Here is a 15,897-nt window from a genome sequence, read left to right on the forward strand (position 1 = left end):
TCTCGCCGGATGAGCCTCGGGCGGAGCGGCCTCCTCACCTTCGGCTGCCGCCTCGTTTCGGCCCCGGCAAGGGGTCCGAAACCCTCTCCCCGCAAGCGGGGCGAGGGGGATGCTCACGAGCGTCGTGAAACGATGCGGAGCCGGGTTCATGCGGCGATCCTTTCGGATGGAGCTTCGGCCGCCTGCGGAATGCCCCTACGCCCCCGCCGCACATCCGCCTCCGCGAGCTTGCCCGCCACGAGGACGAGGAGCCCGAGCAGCGCCACCCCGAAGGCCACCCACGACAGGTCGCGGCGCGGGCGCTGCTCGGTGTAGGGGATGGGGTCGCGCTCCAGGGCCTCGATCTGTCGGATGGCGGCGGCCACCGCCTCGGGGCCCTCCGCCTCGAAGGCGCGGTAGGGCGTGCCGAGGCTCTTGAAGAACAGGTCGAGGTGGCGCTCGGGCGCCGCCTGGGGCGTGTCCTCCCCGGCGGGCTTGTCGGCGATGGAGGGCGAGCCCTTGGTGCGCAGGAACAGCCAGTAGAGGTTGGGCCGGATCTTCGCGAACTCGGCCCGCAGGGTGCCCTGGACGCGCGGATCGATCACCGCCGCACCGTCGGAGACGATGAGCAGCGCCCGCGAGACGGTCCCGCCCTGGGCCCCGAACTGGGACAGGCTCATGGCGAGGCCACGGGCCACGTTGGTGTAGTCGAGGCCCGGCCGGTCGATGGCCCGGATGGCGGCGCGCACGGCCTCGTGCCGGTCGGTCATCGGCACCACCAGCATGGGGGCGGTGGAGAAGGCGGTCACGGCGAACTGGTCGTGGGCGCGGCTGCCGACGAAGTCGCCGAGCAGCCGGCGGGAGGCGGCGGCCTTCGATTCCTCGGCGCCGGACGGCTGACGCCCCGCGAAGGTCTCGTTCATGCTGCCCGAGCGGTCGACCAGGATCGACACCTGGGCGCCGATCCCGGTGCGGGTCACCGTCTCGCCCCGGTGATACGGGCCGGCGATGCCGACGACGAGGCCGGCGAGCGCCAGGAATCCGGCGAACCGCAGGGCCCAGCCGATGGCGCGCGAGAGCGGGTCGGCCGGGCCGGCGTCGAGGGCCGCCACCGGCACCACGCGCTGGGCCGACGCCCGGAACGGCAACAGGGCCAGCGGCAGCAGCCACAGGACCTGGGGGGTGTCGACGGCGAACCGGGACAGGGCTTCCATCGGGGTGGCGCCGCCCATCACGCCGCCCGCTCGGCGGCGGCGAGGCGCCGGGCCAGGGCTTCGAGCTGGGGCCAGGGCAGGGCGGCGCGGGCGGCGGCGGGGCCGGGACCGAAGAAGGCGAGGCGCGAGGCGGCGAGCAGGTCGCGCAAACCCGCCGCGTCCGGGCGGCAGGCGGGGTGGCGGGCGAGGAAGCCCGGCAGGTCGTCGGCCAGCACCCGGCGGCCGTCGGTGGCATCGAGGCCGCGATGGAGCGCGCGCAGGGCGTCCCCGTAGGCGGCGTCCGCGTCGGGGCGGCGCGCGAGGCGGCGCAGACTGGCCAGGGCGGCGCCGAACGGGCGCCCGCGCCGGGCCCGGAACGGCCCCCAGGCCCGGTCGCGGGCGAGCGCCCCGAAGGCCAGGAGGGCGAGGGCCGCGACGCCTCCGGCCCGCCACCACAGGGGCTGTACATCGACGGCGGCGACGCGCCCGTCCGGCCGCATATAGTCGGCCGGGTTCTCGCGGGCGGGCGGCACCACCTCCCGTAGGGGTGAGATGGTGAACTGCCAGGCTGGAACCTGCGCCGTCGTGGTGGTGGCGCCATGCGCGCTGGCGCTCTCGAAGGTCACGGCAAAGCCCGGGATCTCCAGGGCGCGGGCGTCGAGGGCGGCATAGAAGCTCTGGTAGGTCAGGAAGATCCGCACCCGCCGGGCATCGCCCGCGACGGAGTCCTCGACGCGCAGGTCGCGCAGGTCGAGCCAGTAGGCCAGGGGGCCGGCTTGCGGCAGGGACGCCCTCTGGAGGGTGAAGCCCGCATCCACGACGATGTCGGCCTGCGCCCGCACGAGGTCGCCGAGGACGTAGCCGAAGGCGCGCGGCGCGCGAACCTCGACGGTGCGCACCTGAGCCTCGGCCGCGCCCGACACGGCGAGGAGGACCACCAGAACAGGGATAAGACCGCGCATCACGTCCCGATGAGGTGGCGGGTGAGGGCGTCGGCCTCGAAGCGCCCTTCGAGGCGGAACGGCGGGCGGCCGTAGGTCATGGCGATGCGGCGCAGGGTGTCGGCGCGGGCCCGCTCGTGGGCGAGCCAGCGCCGGCGGAGCGCCGGGCGCATGAACACCGTGCGGCGCCCGGCGCCCTCGAGGTCGTCGAGTTCCATCAGGCCCCAGGCGGGCAGATCCTCGTCCTCGGAGGCGTCGGCCAGCACCACGGGCACGATGTCGTGGCGGGCGAGGGAGGCGAAGACCTCCACGATGAGCGCTTCGGGCCAGCGGAAATCCGAGACCACGAACACGATCTTGGGGCGTCCGACGAGGCGGCGGGCGGCTTCGCGCATGCCGTCGGCCCGCGCGCCGGTGCAGCGCGCCGCGACCAGGCGGGCCCGGACGGAGGCGCCGATCCCGCGCCGGCGGGTGACGGGCATCGACACGTCCTCCCGCAGGGTCCCGTCGCAGCCCATGAGGCCGAAGCCGTCGCCGATGCGGGTGGCCGACGCCGCGAGCCCCCCGCACAGGGCGGCGGCGAGCGCCATCCGGTCGGCCGCGCCGCGGTAGCGCATGGAGGCGGAGAGATCGACGAGGGCCCAGACTTCGATGGCCGTTCGGCTCTCGAAGCGGCGCACATGGGTGCCCTCGAACGGATCCCGCAGGGTGGCGCGCACGTCGATGCGGCGGGCATCCGGCATGCGCAGGAACGGCACCTGATCGCGGAAGGTGCCGAGCCCCCCGGCGTCGCGGCCGCGATGGGCACCCACCGCCGTCCCGGGCACCCGCCCGCGCGGCCGGTAGACGATGTCGGCCTCCGGGCCGGCATCGGCCGGCGCGGCATCGGCCGGCGCCGCATCCAGCACCGTCATGGGGCCGGCACCGTGTCGAACACGGCGCGGCAGAGCTCGGGCACGAGGGTGGCGCGGCGCATCTCGTAGACCGGTTCGAGGAAGACGCGGTGGGCCATCACCTCGGGGAACACGGCGCGGATGTCCTCGGGCACCAGCCATTCCCGGCCCTCCAGCCAGGCGCGGACCTTGGCGGCGCGCACGAGGAAGGCGACGCCGCGCGGCGAGGCCCCGCCCTGCACCAGGGCCTCCATGTCGATGCCGGGGAGCCGGATGCCGGCGGAGCCCGGCCGCACCAGGGCCTCCCACAGGCCGACGACGTAGGTCTCGATGGACGGGCTCGCCTGGATGCCGTGCTGGATCGCGCGGGCGATGCCGGGGATCGCCGCGTGATCGAGAACGTCGGCATCGATGCCCGCGATGAGGGTGTCGGTGTCGTGGAAGCGCGGATCGAACACCAGGGCGCGGCGGCTCTCGGCGTCGCGCGGGGCCTCCATCCCGATCTCCATGAGGAAGCGGTCGCGGGCGGCGGCCGGCAGCTCGAAGGTCTCCTCGCGCTCGACGCGGTTGCGGTCGGCGAAGACCTGCAGGTTGGGGAAATGGTACTCGCGGTTGAACGCGTTCAGGCTGCGCTCGGCCATGAGGCGCAGGAGCAGGGCATGCACCTGGGGCCGGGCGCGGTTGATCTCGTTGAAGAAGAAGATCGACAGGTCCTCGGCCCGGCGCAGCACCGGCCCGGGCTCGACGCGGGGGCGCCCGTCCTCGGCGAGGTAGGTGTGGTAGATCAGGTCGGTGGGCATCATGTCGACGGTGCCCTCGACGCGCTCGTAGGCGCCGCCCAGCGCCCGGGCGACGGCCCGCAGCAGGGTGGTCTTGCCGACGCCGACATCGCCCTCCAGCAGAACGTGGCCGCGGGCGAAGATCGCGATGGTGAGGAGGCGGATCGCCCGCGCCTGGCCGACCACGGCGCCGCCCACGGCCCGCTCGAACCGGCCGGCGGCCTCGCGCCAATCGGTGAGCATCGCGTCGCCGGGGCGGGTCTCGTTCATCACGCGGGGGCCTTGGTTTACTTTATGAGAAGCGGGTGCACGGCATCCAAGGGGTGGAACCTCGACGGGGTCTACGAGCGCCCCCCTCGCTTCGGCTTCGCCTCTCGCTCACCGCAGACACGACAGGGTGTCTGCGGTCCTCTCCCCGCAAGCGGGGAGAGGGGTCGGCGCGCCAGTCGCGGATAGGCAAGGGCGCGTCGTGGCTTCAGTTCGCCGACAGCTTGGTGACGTCGTATTCGAACTTGCCGGACTTCTTCGCGGCCTCGATGCGACGGGCGTTGCGCTCTTCCATGCCCTTGATCGACTCGGACTGCTTGTTGAGTTCCTTCGGATCGTGCTTGGGATCGTACTTCGAGCCGGCGATCTTCTCGGGGAAGCCGGGCTTGGGCTCCCAGCAATTGCCGGCGGCCTTGCACTTGGTGCCGTCGTAGGCCATCGCCGGGGCAGCGAGCACCGCGCCGGCCAAAACCGCGCCAGTCCCCAGCGCCACCGCAAAAATGAACGTCCGCATGTTCGTCTCCTCCGTTTATGGTTGGCGCGGCGCGTGGGCCGCTCATCGTTCACCGCGCGGTCGAGGCGCGGCGTGGCTTCCCAGGGACGCTAGTTCTCCAGCGGCTTGCACTGGCCCTTCACGTCCGTGGGGAAGGTCTCACCCTGCTTGTAGGGGGTGTAAGTCTTCTTCTGGTCCGCACTGAGCCAGACCGCATCCTTCACCGGGCCGGTATAGAGATGGCGGATCCAGGCGATGGTCTGCAGCATCTCGTCGGGGGTGAGGTTCTCGTTGTGCGGACCCATCATGCCGTTGGCGCCGCCGAAGATGGTGGCGAACAGGCCGGTATCCTCGGTGTTGGACGGGTAGGTCCAGTAATTGTCGTTCAGGCCGGGCCCGAGCTTGCCCTCGGCCAGATGCCCGTGACAGCCCGAGCACGAGGTGGCGAACAGGGACTCGCCGTTGCGCAGGCAGGACTTGTCGTCGATGTAGAGGTTCTTGCCGGTCTGGAAGAACTCCTTCACGGCCGGCGTGTCGCGGCCGCCCTCCTTGCCCTGGGAGACGTCGAGCTGCTCGCCCGTCACGGTGTTGCGGAACACGAACCCGCTCTGCGGGCCGGAGGCCGGCTGCGCGAGGGCGGACAGCCCGGCGGCCGCGAAGCCGAGGCCGACGAATCCGGCCAGAAGGCCTTTGAGATGACGCATGAAATCGCTCTGATGGGGTTCTCCGACCGACCGGTCGGGTTCTGGGCGGGCCGCCCCTGCGAGCGGCCCGGGGCTGGCGCGGATCAGTTCGAAGCGACGGAGAGGGGCACCCCTTCCTGCTTCAGGATCGCGTCGATCTGGGGCTTCGCCTTCGCGATCCCGGCATCGAGGGCGGCCTTCAGGGCGGTGTCGTCCCGGCGCACGCCCATGGACTGGTCGAAGCTCTGGGGCATCTTCTGGCCGTCGCTGCGCACGGTGTCGTCGGGCACCGGCGTCACCCGGAGCGGCGTGCTCGAATCCTTGACGTAGCGGGCCACATCGGGCCCGAAGGCCACGGCGACGTCGGCCTTGCCGCCGGCGACTTCGCTGATCATCCGGGCCGGGTCGATCTGCGTATACTGGTTGCGCGGGGCGCGAAAATTCACCAGCGAGTAGAGGTAGGCCATGTCCTCCTCGTAGCGGCCGATATCCTTCAGCATCGCCTCGCCGGGGGTGCCGAAGCCGACCACCATGTGGTCGACGCTCTTCAGGCGCGGGTCGGCCCAGGACTTGATGTCGAGGTCGCGGTCGGCGCGGGTGATGAAGACGTAGCCGCTGCGATAGTACGGCTTGGAGACGAGGACGCGCGGGTCGTCGCTGTCGAGGCCGACCACCACGTCGCAGAGCTTCTTGTCGAGCCCGTCGCGGACGAGGTAGATCGCCGGCTTCTCGGACCAGACGAACTGGACCTTGCGGTCCATGGCTTCGGCCACGGCGCTCGCGATCCGGTTCTCGAGGCCCGATCCGTCCTTCATGGAGAGGGGCGGCTGCACCGCCGCGCAGACGCGAAGGGTCTTGTCGTCGGCGGGGGCCGAGGCTTTCACGTCCTCGGCCGCATGAACGGAGGACACGAAACCCAGCGCCAGGAGCGCGCCGGCCGAGAGCGAGGCGGCCAGCGCCGCGCGGCGACGTCCGGTGACGAGCGACATGGGGGACATCCGTTGTTCGGTTGTTTTCTGGGCTGCGCGACGGCGGCATATCTCGGGTCAGGACATGGCGTGTCCTCCCGTTGGCCTTCGCGCGCGAAATCTCAGGGCGGGGCGAACCCCGCCGGCCCGGAGGCCGGCGGAGTCCTCTGTTGGTCTAGAGACTTACTTCTTGGCGGCGGTCTGGTACTCGCCGACGTTCGGATCGTCGTACGGACCCTTGCCGTTCAGGGAGAACACCATCACGCCGCCACCCATCTGGGTGTAGTTGGCGAGCTTCTTGAAGGCGCCCACCGCGCCGAGGCCGGCGGTCGGATCCTGCAGGTCGAACACCAGGCCGACGCCCGGCCATCCGCCGACGCCGTAGTAGATGGCGACGAACTGATCGCCCTTGTGGCTGTAGGTCATCGGGTAACCGATGGCGCCCGACGGCAGCTTGAACTTCCACAGAAGGTCGCCGTTGTCGGCGTTGCGCGCCTTGATGTAGCCGTCCAGGGTTCCGTAGAACACGAGGTCGCCGGCGGTGGCCATCGTTCCGCCCCACACGGCGAAACGCTCCATCTTGTCCCACTTATACTCGCCCGTGATGGCGTTGTAGGCCTTGATCTGGCCGAGACCCTCGTAGTTCTGACGGTCACCCTTCGGGCCGGGGTACATGTTCAGCGTCGCACCGACGAAGAACTGACCTGCGCGGTACGGAAGCATGAAGGGCTCCCAGTCCATGCAGATGTGGTTGATGCCCATGTAGAAGAGCTTGCGCTCCGGATCATAGGAATCGTGGCCCTGGTTGTGATAGCCCATCGCCGAGGGGCAGACGTCCTTGGCGAGGTGGTCCATCCGGGTGCCGTACTCGGGATCGCGCACCGGCTGGCCGGTCTTCAGGTCGACGGACTTGAAGACGTTGACGGTGTCGTCGATCTTGTTGGCCGAGACGAGCGAACCGTCGGTCCGGTCGAGGGTATAGACGATGCCGTTGCGGTCCGGATGGGTGAGGAGCTTGCGATCCTTGCCGTCCTTGTCCTTCTGGTTCGACAGCATCATCACGTTGACGCCGGCGTAATCCCACTCGTCGTGCGGGGTCTTCTGGTAGCCGAACTTGGCTTCACCCGTATCGGCGTCGCGGCCGAAGATGGTCATCGTCCACTTGTTGTCGCCGGGACGCATGGTCTCGTTCCACGGCGCCGGGTTGCCGGTGCCGAAGTAGATCAGGTTGGTGCCGGGATCGTAGGCGTACCAGCCCCAGTTGGTGCCGCCGCCGATCTTCCAGGCATCGCCCTCCCAGGTGGAGGTGCCCAGACCCTTCTGGCCGTAATGGGCGTTCTTCACGTTGAAGTCGGGCCCAAGCAGCAGGTCCTTGTCGGGACCCGTGGCGTAGGCGCGCCACACCTGGGCACCGGTCTTCACGTCGTAGGCGGTGAGGTAGCCGCGCACGCCGAGCTCGGCGCCGGACGACCCGATGATCACCTTGTCCTTCACCACGTAGGGGGCGATGGTCAGGGTCGAGCCCATCTTGATGTCGGAGTTCTCGACCTTCCACACCGTCTCGCCGGTCTCGGCGTTCAAGGCGGCGACGTTGCCGTCGAGCTGCGTCTTCAGGATGAGGGACGGCACCTTGCCGTCACCCGGCCAGTAGGCGAGGCCGCGGTTCACGAGATCGCAGCACGCGACCGCACGGGCGGCCGGGTTCTGCTTCGGCTTGTCCTGCCAGAGGATCAGGCCCGGATCGTCGAGGCCGAGGGCGAAGGTGTTGTTCGGGAAAGACGTGTGGATGTACATCTTGCCGTCGACGACCAGGGGCGCGCCCTCGTGACCGTTGAGCAGGCCGGTGGAGAACGTCCACGCCGGCTTCAACTGCTTGACGTTGTCGCGGTTGATCTGCTTGAGCTTGCTGTAGTTGTCCGAGTCGTAGTTCTTGCCCGGCATGATCCAGTTTTCGTCGCTCTTCGACATCTCGACGAGCTTGTCGTTGGCGGCCGCGCTGGTGGCCATCCCGATGGGCGCCAGGGCCATCACGGCCAGCACCGACACGGAACTCAAGTACCTCATCATCGTGCGTCTCCTCAGCTGCCGCCCCGTCTATCGACCCTGCGGTCGCGCGTGGCTGTTTCTCCCGCCGTTTCGGAACATTGGCGCCGCCGCTCTTAGAAGAACCGCTGCCCTCTTAAGCTTTTATCAGACTATCTAAGTCTTATAAGAAGCTTATTACTGTTCCTTCAGCCCTTATTTCTAGCCATCTTCATGCAGCAAAGTCTCTAGACGATCCGACATTTCTAGCCGGGCAACTTCGGCAAGTTCAGCATGAGGATCGCGCAGCGGCGTCCCGACGCTTGACCGTCCCCCTGGCGCATCGCACGACTGTCGCAACGGCCCGGGCGAACGGGCCGATCAGGGGGGCGAGGGCCGATGGCGCCGAGGGCTTGGCGGACCTGGACGTGGCGGACCTGGACGTGGCGGGCCTGGACGTGGCGCATCCGGACGTGGCGCCTCTGGGCTGCACGGAGACGCGGGATCGCGGGTGCTCCGGTCGGGGCGGCCCGCCGCATCGCCGCGCTGATGCCCTGGGCGGTGCTGCTGCTCGGTGCCTTGCCCGGTGTCTTGCCTGGTGTCTTGCGGGTGGAGGCCCAGGACCTCGCCGCCCTCTATCCCCGGGACGGGCGCCGGGACCTCACGGGCGCGGACATCGACCGCTATCCCGGGGCGGGCGTGCTGTTCTGCCACGGGCCGGACGGCATTCCCCGCAAGGCCGCCGCCGCCTGGCTCATCGGAGACCCCTCCGTGGTGGTGCTCAACGCCCACAACTTCCGCAACCGCCGCCTCGAGACCACGCGGGAGGTGGCCGATTGCTTCTTCCAGATCGGCGGCCGCAACTACGATTTCGTGCCGGGCAGCATCCAGCTCGGGGCTGTGCCGGCCTCGCAGGCGCTCCACATCACCGACGACTGGGCGATCCTGCGCCTGGTCCGGCCCGCCGAGGGCGTGCGGCCCCAGCCGATGCCGGCGGCGCCGGACTTGGGGGAGGGGCCGATGCGGCTGCCCATCGTCATGGTCTCGCCCGGCGGACACGAGAATTACCGCGGGCCGGCGAGCCTCGAAGCCTGCGCCGTCCGGCAGGTGGATCCGCCGAGCGAGGGCGGCATCCGGCGCCTGCGCCACGATTGCAACGACGGCTTCGGCGGCTCGGGCTCGGGCCTGTTCGACGAGGCCGGGCGCCTCGTGGCCATGCAGAGCGCCTCCCTGTCCATGAACGCCCGCAAGCCGTTCGACATCGAGTTCCACTACGGCTCGGCCCTGGCCTTCGAGGGCGAGCTTCTCGCCGCCCTGCGCAAGGCGGTGGCGGCCCCCTGACGGTCCTGCGCCCTCAGCGCCGCCGGCCGAGGCGCTCGGCGATGGCGATGCCGCCGATGACGAGGGCCAGCGCCAGGGCGTCGTTCCAGCGGAAGGGCTCGCCGACGAGGAGGATGGCGAGGCCCGCGCCGAAGATCGGCACGAGGTTGACGAACAGGCCGGCCCGGTTCGGGCCGATGAGCTCGACCCCGCGCATGAAGGCGAGCTGGGCGACGAGGCTCGGGCCAAGCGCCACGAACGCGACGATGAGCCAGCCCGTCGGCGTCGGCCAGACCGTGTGGCCGAGCGCCCATTCGGCGGCGAGCGGAGGCAGGGCGGTGAGGAAGGCGGCGAGCGCCATGGCGGTGAAGAAGGTCAGGCCCGAGACCTTCGGGCGCGCGGAGAGCGCGACGGTGTAGCCGGCATAGAACAGGCAGGCGCCGAGCATGAGCACGTCGCCGCGGTTGAACCCGAAATGGGTGAGGACGCGCCAGTCGCCGTGGGTGGCGGCCACCATCGCCCCGGCGAGGGTCACGGCGACGCCGAGCGCCTGCGCCCCGGTCACGGCCACCCGGTGGACGGCGTAGTTGATGAGGATGACGAGCACGGGGATCGCCCCCTGGAACAGGGCGATGTTGATCCCCGTGGTGAACCCGCCGGCGGCGTAGAACAGGCTCGCGTAGAGGGTGTAGCCGCACGCCCCCATGAGCAGCACGTAGGCCCAGTGGGGCTTGAGCCGCCCCCATTCGGCGACGAGCCCGGGCCGGGCCGGCAGCGCCAGGACGACGCAGACGATGGCCCAGCGCAGGCAGGTGAGCACCTGCGGCGAAACCTCGCCCACCGCCCATTTGCCCGCCACCACGTTGCCGCCCCACAGCAGCATGGTGCCGACGAGGAGCGGGTAGGCGGAAAGGGGCGCCGGACGGTGCGGGGCAGGGGAGGCGGGGGGTGTCACGCTCACGGAACCGGGGGTGTCTCCATTGGCCGGCCCCCTCTTCCCCCGCTCCGGCCGCGCGGACAAGGGTGGCGCACGCATGGCGGGGCCGGTCACTCCGGGTCCAATCCCGCCGGGTCCAATCCCGCCGGGTCCGATCCCGGCGGGTCCAGTCCCGCCGGGTCCGATCCCGCACCCTCTCGAGCCAGAAGCGCGGCCTTGCGCGCCACGCCCCAGCGGTAGCCGGAGAGCGCGCCGTCGGTGCGCAAAACCCGATGGCAGGGGATCGCCACGGCGTGGGCGTTGGCGGCGCAGGCCAGCGCCACGGCCCGCACGGCGGCGGGCCGGCCGATGGCTCGGGCGATGTCCGCGTAGGTCGCCGTGCGCCCCGGCGGGATCGCGCGCAGGGCCGCCCACACCCGCTGCTGGAAAGCCGTGCCGCCGATGTCCAGCGGCAGGGGGAGGCCGCCCTGCGGGGCCGCCACGAAAGCCACGATCGCGGCGAGCCACGCGGCGAAGTCCGCATCCGCCCCGGTGATGTCGGCGCGGGGGAAGCGCACCCGCAGGTCCTGCGCCAGGGTCTCGGGATCGTCGCCGAGGAGAATGGCGCAGAGGCCCCGCTCGGTGGCCGCCGCCAGGACGAAACCCAGGGCGCAGGCCGCCACGGCGAAGCGGATCGCGACCCCGGCCCCGCCTTTCCGAAAGACGCCGGGCGTCATGCCGAGGTGCTGGCCGGCGGCGGCATAGAATCGGCCCGCCGTGCCGTAGCCCGCCGCATAGGCCGCCTCGGTCACGGTGCCGGCCGCGGGCAGGGCAGCGGCGAGGCGCTCGGCCCGCACGGCCCCGGCATAGGCCTTCGGGGTCACGCCGGTGATGGCCTTGAAGACGCGGTGGAAGTGGAACGGGCTCAAGCCCGCCGCCCGGGCGAGCGCCGCGAGGGCAGGGGGCTCCACCGCCTCACCGATGCGGCGACAGGCGCGGGCCACGGCCTCGGCGTGACGCTCCGCCCGGGGCGGATCGTCCGGGCGGCAGCGCAGGCAGGGGCGGAACCCCGCCGCGCGGGCCGCCGCCGGGGTGGCGTGGACGCTCACGTTGTCCCGGCGCGGGGTGCGGGCACCGCAGCCCGGCCGGCAATACACCCCGGTGGTATGCACGGCGTAGACGAAGCGCCCCTCGGCCGCCGGATCGCGGGCGGCGACGGCGGCCCAGCACGCGTCGTCGATGGCGGCCGGGGCATCGTCCGGGGGAGCGGGGAGGGAGCGGCTGGGAACGGGACCGGTCATGCCCCTACCCTGGCGCCTTCGGGCCGGGGGCGCATCCCGGTTCTTGCTGCCGAATTCCGTTCCGGTCGCCCTCGCTCGCACAGAGGTGGAGCACGGCGTAGGACCGCCACGGCCGCCACGCCTGCGATCGGGCCAGCAGACCGGCGGGGCTCGGGCGCCCGCCCCCGTCGTCGAGGGCGCGCAGGAGGGCGAGGTCGCCCGCCGGCAGGGCGTCGGACGCGCGAAGGGCCCGGAGCGCGATGTACTGCGCCGTCCAGTCGCCGATGCCGCGCAGGCGCCTTAGGGCGGCGACGACCGCCTCGGGCGGCTGGCCCGGCGCCAGCAGGCCGGGCGCCTCCGCCACGGCCGCCGCCAGGGTCCGGACCACCTCCCCCCGGGCACGCGGCCATGCCGAGGACCGCCGCGATGTCGGCCCCCGCCAGCCGCTCCGGCGTCGGGAAGACGTGACTCGAGGGAAGGACGTGACTCGAGGGAAGGACGTGGCTCGAGGGAAGGACGTGGCTCGGGCCCGGCGGGTCGGTGGGGTCCGTGAGCGGCGCGCCGAAGGCGGCCACCAGCCGGCCGGCGAGGCGGGTCGCCGCCGCCACGGAGACCTGCTGGCCGAGGATGGCGCGCGCGGCCAGTTCGAACCCGTCCCACGCGCCGGGCGCGCGCAGGCCCGGCCGGGCCGCGACGAGACGCGCCAGACGGGGATCTTCCGCGAGGCCCATGCGGATCGCCGCCAGATCGGCATCGCAGTCGAACATCGGCCGAAGGCGGGCCAGGACCGCCGGCACGGCACCGGGGTCGGGATGCCGAATCCGCGCCACCAGGACGTCGCCCTCGCCCGGGCCGACGGTGACGTCGCCGTGCCGTCCGTACAGGTCGATGGTCCGGCGATAAGCCTCCGGCGTGACCGCCTCCACGCCCGGGATGGCACGGGCGGCGAGGTAGTCGCGGATCGCCGGCCAGTCGTAGGGCGGGGTGTAGGGCAGGGCGACGGACGTCACGGCGGGGCGGACCTCGAAACTTGGCTCTCGAAACTTGGCTGGAGACGCTTTGAAGGGATGGCGCAATCGCGCCGACACTACCCGAAGCCGCCCCAAGGCGCTCCCAAAGCGCTTTCCCACCTCCCGAACGCCGTTCGCATAAGATATATTATGGAACCTAGAGCTAGGGAATCAGGGGCAGGGGGCCTTCGTACCCCAGGGCGTCCCGACCCGATCGGCGGGCTCCTCGACCCGTGAACGTTGAATTCATTCTGTCCGCCGACTTCGGCGCATAACCCGAACAATCCTGTCCGGTTGTGGCACAGGAGGCGCTAAACGCCCTCGCCTTCGTCATAATCCCGGCTCACAAGGGGTGCTACACGGCTGCACCGCCCCGGGCGCAGACCGTTACCGAAGCGAATGTGATGCCGATCCCCGCACGCCTTCCCGTCATCCCGATGCTCGGCCTCGCCCTGGTGGCGCTCTGTGCGCCGGCCCGGTCCGAGCCCGTTCCCGTGCATGCGGTCCATGCCGGACTGGACGCGGAGACCGCGATCCCGCAGCCCAAGACGGTGCGTCCTGCGCTTCACGCCCGCACCCTGGCGCGTCTGCCGCGCCTCGCCGGCCTCGTGGCCAAGGGGGCGGATATCCGCATCGTGGCGTTCGGCTCGTCCTCGACGGAGGGCATCGGCGCCACCTCCCCGGCTGCGACCTATCCGGCGCAGCTGCAGGAGGATCTCGAGTCGCGGCTCGACAAGGCCGCCTCGGACCACCAGTTCGTCACCGTGCTCAACCGGGGCAAGGGCGGCGACGATGCCGAGGCCATGGCCCGGCGCCTGGAACGCGACGTGCTGGCCGACAAGCCCGATCTCGTGATCTGGCAAACGGGCAGCAACGACCCGATGAGCGGCGTCAGCGTGGAGCGCTTCGCCGAACTGACCCGGGCCGGCATCCTGGCGATCCGCGCCACGGGGGCGGACGTGATCCTCATGGACCAGCAATGGTGCAAGCGCCTGTCCGGCACCGCCGGATCGGAGCTCTACGGCACCGCCCTGCACGCCGTCGCCAGCGAACTCGACGTTCCGGTGATCCGGCGCAACGCCATGATGCGCGCCTGGGTGGCCAAGGGCCTGCTTACGCCCACCCAGATGATCGGCCCCGACGGCCTCCACATGACCGATGCGGGCTACAACCATCTCGCCAAGGCGGCGATGACGCAGATCCTGGTGAGTGCCGGCCTGCCGGACGAGACTCCGGCCCGCAACTGATCCCGGACCGCCCTCCTCCGCCGCCGCTCACACGTCCACGGTCACCCGCAAGCCGTCATACGCCGGCACCACGTGCGGCGGGAGCTTGCGCGCCAGGGTGGCGTAGTCGAGGTCGGTGTGGAGGTTGGTGAGGATGGCGCGGCGGGGCCGCACCGTCTCGATGAGGGCGAGGGCGTCCGAGACCGAGTAGTGCGTCGGGTGCGGCGTCTCCCGCAGGGCGTCGATGATCAGCAGGTCGAGGCCGTGCAGGTGCGCCTGGGACCCCGCCGGCATCAGGCTGACATCGGGTGCGTAGGCCGCCGGGCCGAACCGGAATCCGAGCGCCGCCTCGTTGCCGTGCTCCATGGCGAAGGGCAGGGCCGTCACCGCGCCGCCCGCCCCGCCGACCTCCACCGTCTCGCCCGGGACGAGATCGTTCATGTCGAGGATCGGCGGATACTCGCTGCCCGGCGGGGTCTCGAAGCAGTAGCCGAAGCGACGCTCCAGGAGCGCCCGGGTGAGGGCGTCGGCATAGACCGGAATGCGCCGGCGCATGTGGAGCACGAGGGGCCGGACGTCGTCGATGCCGTGGGTGTGGTCGGCATGTGCGTGGGTGAACAGCACCGCGTCGAGATGCGTCACCCCCGCGCCGATGAGCTGCTCGCGCAGGTCCGGCGCGGTGTCGACGAGGACGCTGGTGCGCCCGGTCTCCGGGCCGCGCTCGACGAGGAGCGAGCAGCGCCGCCGCCGGTTCTTCGGCTCGGCCGGATCGCAGGCGCCCCAGCCATAGGCGACCCGGGGCACGCCGCCGGACGAGCCGCAGCCGAGGATCGTCACCGTCAAGGAACCCATCGCCACCTCCGCTGCCGTTGGTATCGGAGGGGGGAGGGGCATGTCACGCCCCCCTCGCCTGTCCCCTGCCCGCTCAGGCGGCGGCCTTGTGGAACAGGCGGTGGAAGTTCGCGGTGGTGAGCGCCGCGAAGGCGTCGAACTCCATCTCCAGGGTCTTCGCCAGGGCCCGCGCCGTGTCGGCGGTGTAGGCCGGCTCGTTGGTGCGGCCCCGGTGCGGCTCGGGCGCCAGGAACGGCGCGTCGGTCTCCACCAGCAGGCGGTCGCGCGGCACCTTGAGGGCGATGGCGCGCAGTTCGTGCGAGCGCCGGAAGGTGACGATGCCGGAGAACGACACGGAGAGGCCGAGATCGACCCCGACCTCGGCGAGGCGGGCGCCCGACGAGAAGCAGTGCAGCACCGCCTTGAAGGCCCCCTGCCCCATCTCGTCGACGAGGATCGCCTCCATCTCGGCATCGGCGTCGCGGGAATGGATCACCAGGGGCAGGCCGGTCTCGCGCGCCGCCGCGATGTGGCGGCGGAACACCCGCTCCTGCACGGCCTCCGGCGCGGCGTTGTCGTAGTGGAAGTCGAGGCCGGATTCGCCGATGCCGACGCAGCGCGGATGCCGGCTCAGGGCCACGATCGTCTCCGTCGGCACGTCGGGCTCGTCCCCGGCCCCGTCCGGGTGGGTGCCGATGGTGTGCCAGATCTCGGGATGGGCCTCGGAGATCGCCGCGTAGGTCTCCGCCTTCGCGACCCTGGTCGAGATGGTGACCATGCGGGTCACCCCCGCTGCGCGCGCGCGGGCGATGACGCCCGGCAGGTCCTCGGCGAAGTTGGGGAAATCGAGGTGGCAGTGACTGTCGACCAGCATTGTTGCTCAGGGTTTCTTTGCGGACGGAAATGCGACGGGCGCAACTGTTTCCCAGAAGCCTACGGGAATCACACCAGCGTCCGGATCGGCCGCGGCGCGGCTGGCGGCTTCCTCGTCGCTCAGCGCGTTGTAGGCCGAGCTGAGGGGCTCGACAGGCAACATCGCATCGAGGCTATCGAACCTCACGATCTCGAGCCTGGATGGACACGTGATGCCGAAGCT

Annotated in this window: 16 protein-coding genes and 1 pseudogene; 2 read left to right on the forward strand and 15 right to left on the reverse strand. The window is 71.2% G+C overall.

Annotated features, from left to right (window positions below; translation table 11 throughout):
• Positions 1 to 146: 146 nt before the first annotated feature.
• The 8 genes from ASF25_RS06385 to ASF25_RS06420 form a co-directional block, all read right to left on the reverse strand.
• On the reverse strand, positions 147 to 1,211 hold the full coding sequence (locus ASF25_RS06385; protein ID WP_244472922.1) for a vWA domain-containing protein: 1,065 nt from the start codon (positions 1,209 to 1,211) through the stop codon (positions 147 to 149).
• On the reverse strand, positions 1,211 to 2,134 hold the full coding sequence (locus ASF25_RS06390) for a hypothetical protein (protein ID WP_056303960.1): 924 nt from the start codon (positions 2,132 to 2,134) through the stop codon (positions 1,211 to 1,213). The genes ASF25_RS06385 and ASF25_RS06390 overlap by 1 nt, the downstream gene beginning before the upstream one ends.
• Positions 2,134 to 3,027 carry a DUF58 domain-containing protein gene (locus tag ASF25_RS06395; RefSeq protein ID WP_056303962.1) on the reverse strand — a complete coding sequence of 298 codons (894 nt, stop codon included), beginning with the start codon at positions 3,025 to 3,027 and terminating at the stop codon, positions 2,134 to 2,136. Before ASF25_RS06395 ends, ASF25_RS06390 begins: the two co-directional genes overlap by 1 nt.
• Entirely contained in the window at positions 3,024 to 4,055 is a 1,032-nt protein-coding gene (locus ASF25_RS06400; protein ID WP_056303964.1) for a MoxR family ATPase, read from the reverse strand. The genes ASF25_RS06395 and ASF25_RS06400 overlap by 4 nt, the downstream gene beginning before the upstream one ends.
• A 205-nt stretch (positions 4,056 to 4,260) precedes the next feature.
• The gene (locus ASF25_RS06405) at positions 4,261 to 4,566 is read right to left on the reverse strand and encodes a methanol dehydrogenase [cytochrome c] subunit (RefSeq protein ID WP_056303966.1); all 306 of its coding nucleotides are present in this window, start codon (positions 4,564 to 4,566) and stop codon (positions 4,261 to 4,263) included.
• Between the two features lie 89 nt (positions 4,567 to 4,655).
• Positions 4,656 to 5,249 carry a cytochrome c(L), periplasmic gene (gene moxG / locus ASF25_RS06410; protein ID WP_056262480.1) on the reverse strand — a complete coding sequence of 198 codons (594 nt, stop codon included), beginning with the start codon at positions 5,247 to 5,249 and terminating at the stop codon, positions 4,656 to 4,658.
• Positions 5,250 to 5,332: 83 nt separating this feature from the next.
• Complete coding sequence (moxJ, locus tag ASF25_RS06415; protein WP_056169055.1) at positions 5,333 to 6,217, reverse strand: methanol oxidation system protein MoxJ; 885 nt, start codon at positions 6,215 to 6,217, stop codon at positions 5,333 to 5,335.
• 162 nt (positions 6,218 to 6,379) lie between these two features.
• A complete protein-coding gene (locus tag ASF25_RS06420; RefSeq protein WP_056168914.1) occupies positions 6,380 to 8,263 on the reverse strand; it encodes a methanol/ethanol family PQQ-dependent dehydrogenase in 1,884 nt (627 codons plus the stop codon).
• Positions 8,264 to 8,617: 354 nt separating this feature from the next.
• Here ASF25_RS06420 and ASF25_RS06425 point away from each other — a divergent pair, with 354 nt between their 5' ends.
• Positions 8,618 to 9,559 (forward strand): trypsin-like peptidase domain-containing protein, encoded by a 942-nt coding sequence (locus ASF25_RS06425; RefSeq protein WP_244472923.1) that lies wholly within the window; start codon positions 8,618 to 8,620, stop codon positions 9,557 to 9,559.
• Positions 9,560 to 9,572: 13 nt separating this feature from the next.
• On the opposite strand, the gene ASF25_RS06430 is transcribed toward ASF25_RS06425, so the two are convergent.
• From ASF25_RS06430 to ASF25_RS23540, 4 genes and pseudogenes are all read right to left on the reverse strand, one after another.
• Complete coding sequence (locus ASF25_RS06430) at positions 9,573 to 10,499, reverse strand: DMT family transporter (protein WP_244472924.1); 927 nt, start codon at positions 10,497 to 10,499, stop codon at positions 9,573 to 9,575.
• An 86-nt stretch (positions 10,500 to 10,585) separates the two neighbouring features.
• Positions 10,586 to 11,755 carry a bifunctional DNA-binding transcriptional regulator/O6-methylguanine-DNA methyltransferase Ada gene (gene ada / locus ASF25_RS06435; RefSeq protein ID WP_082502517.1) on the reverse strand — a complete coding sequence of 390 codons (1,170 nt, stop codon included), beginning with the start codon at positions 11,753 to 11,755 and terminating at the stop codon, positions 10,586 to 10,588.
• Between the two features lie 4 nt (positions 11,756 to 11,759).
• Positions 11,760 to 12,122: a hypothetical protein gene (locus ASF25_RS23535; RefSeq protein WP_244472931.1), complete on the reverse strand. Its 363-nt coding sequence runs from the start codon at positions 12,120 to 12,122 to the stop codon at positions 11,760 to 11,762.
• Positions 12,123 to 12,447: 325 nt separating this feature from the next.
• A pseudogene (locus ASF25_RS23540) lies at positions 12,448 to 12,864 on the reverse strand (AlkA N-terminal domain-containing protein); the annotation flags it as partial.
• A gap of 284 nt (positions 12,865 to 13,148) precedes the next feature.
• Here ASF25_RS23540 and ASF25_RS06445 point away from each other — a divergent pair.
• Complete coding sequence (locus tag ASF25_RS06445) at positions 13,149 to 13,991, forward strand: SGNH/GDSL hydrolase family protein (RefSeq protein WP_244472925.1); 843 nt, start codon at positions 13,149 to 13,151, stop codon at positions 13,989 to 13,991.
• Between the two features lie 27 nt (positions 13,992 to 14,018).
• On the opposite strand, the gene ASF25_RS06450 is transcribed toward ASF25_RS06445, so the two are convergent.
• The 3 genes from ASF25_RS06450 to ASF25_RS22575 form a co-directional block, all read right to left on the reverse strand.
• Positions 14,019 to 14,822, reverse strand: coding sequence for an MBL fold metallo-hydrolase (locus ASF25_RS06450; protein WP_056168908.1), 804 nt, complete (start codon positions 14,820 to 14,822; stop codon positions 14,019 to 14,021).
• Positions 14,823 to 14,895: 73 nt separating this feature from the next.
• Entirely contained in the window at positions 14,896 to 15,675 is a 780-nt protein-coding gene (locus ASF25_RS06455; protein ID WP_056262484.1) for a TatD family hydrolase, read from the reverse strand.
• A 6-nt stretch (positions 15,676 to 15,681) separates the two neighbouring features.
• Positions 15,682 to 15,861 carry a hypothetical protein gene (locus tag ASF25_RS22575; protein WP_156368879.1) on the reverse strand — a complete coding sequence of 60 codons (180 nt, stop codon included), beginning with the start codon at positions 15,859 to 15,861 and terminating at the stop codon, positions 15,682 to 15,684.
• Positions 15,862 to 15,897 lie beyond the last annotated feature (36 nt).

Source organism: Methylobacterium sp. Leaf100, assembly GCF_001422845.1.
GTDB lineage: Bacteria > Pseudomonadota > Alphaproteobacteria > Rhizobiales > Beijerinckiaceae > Methylobacterium.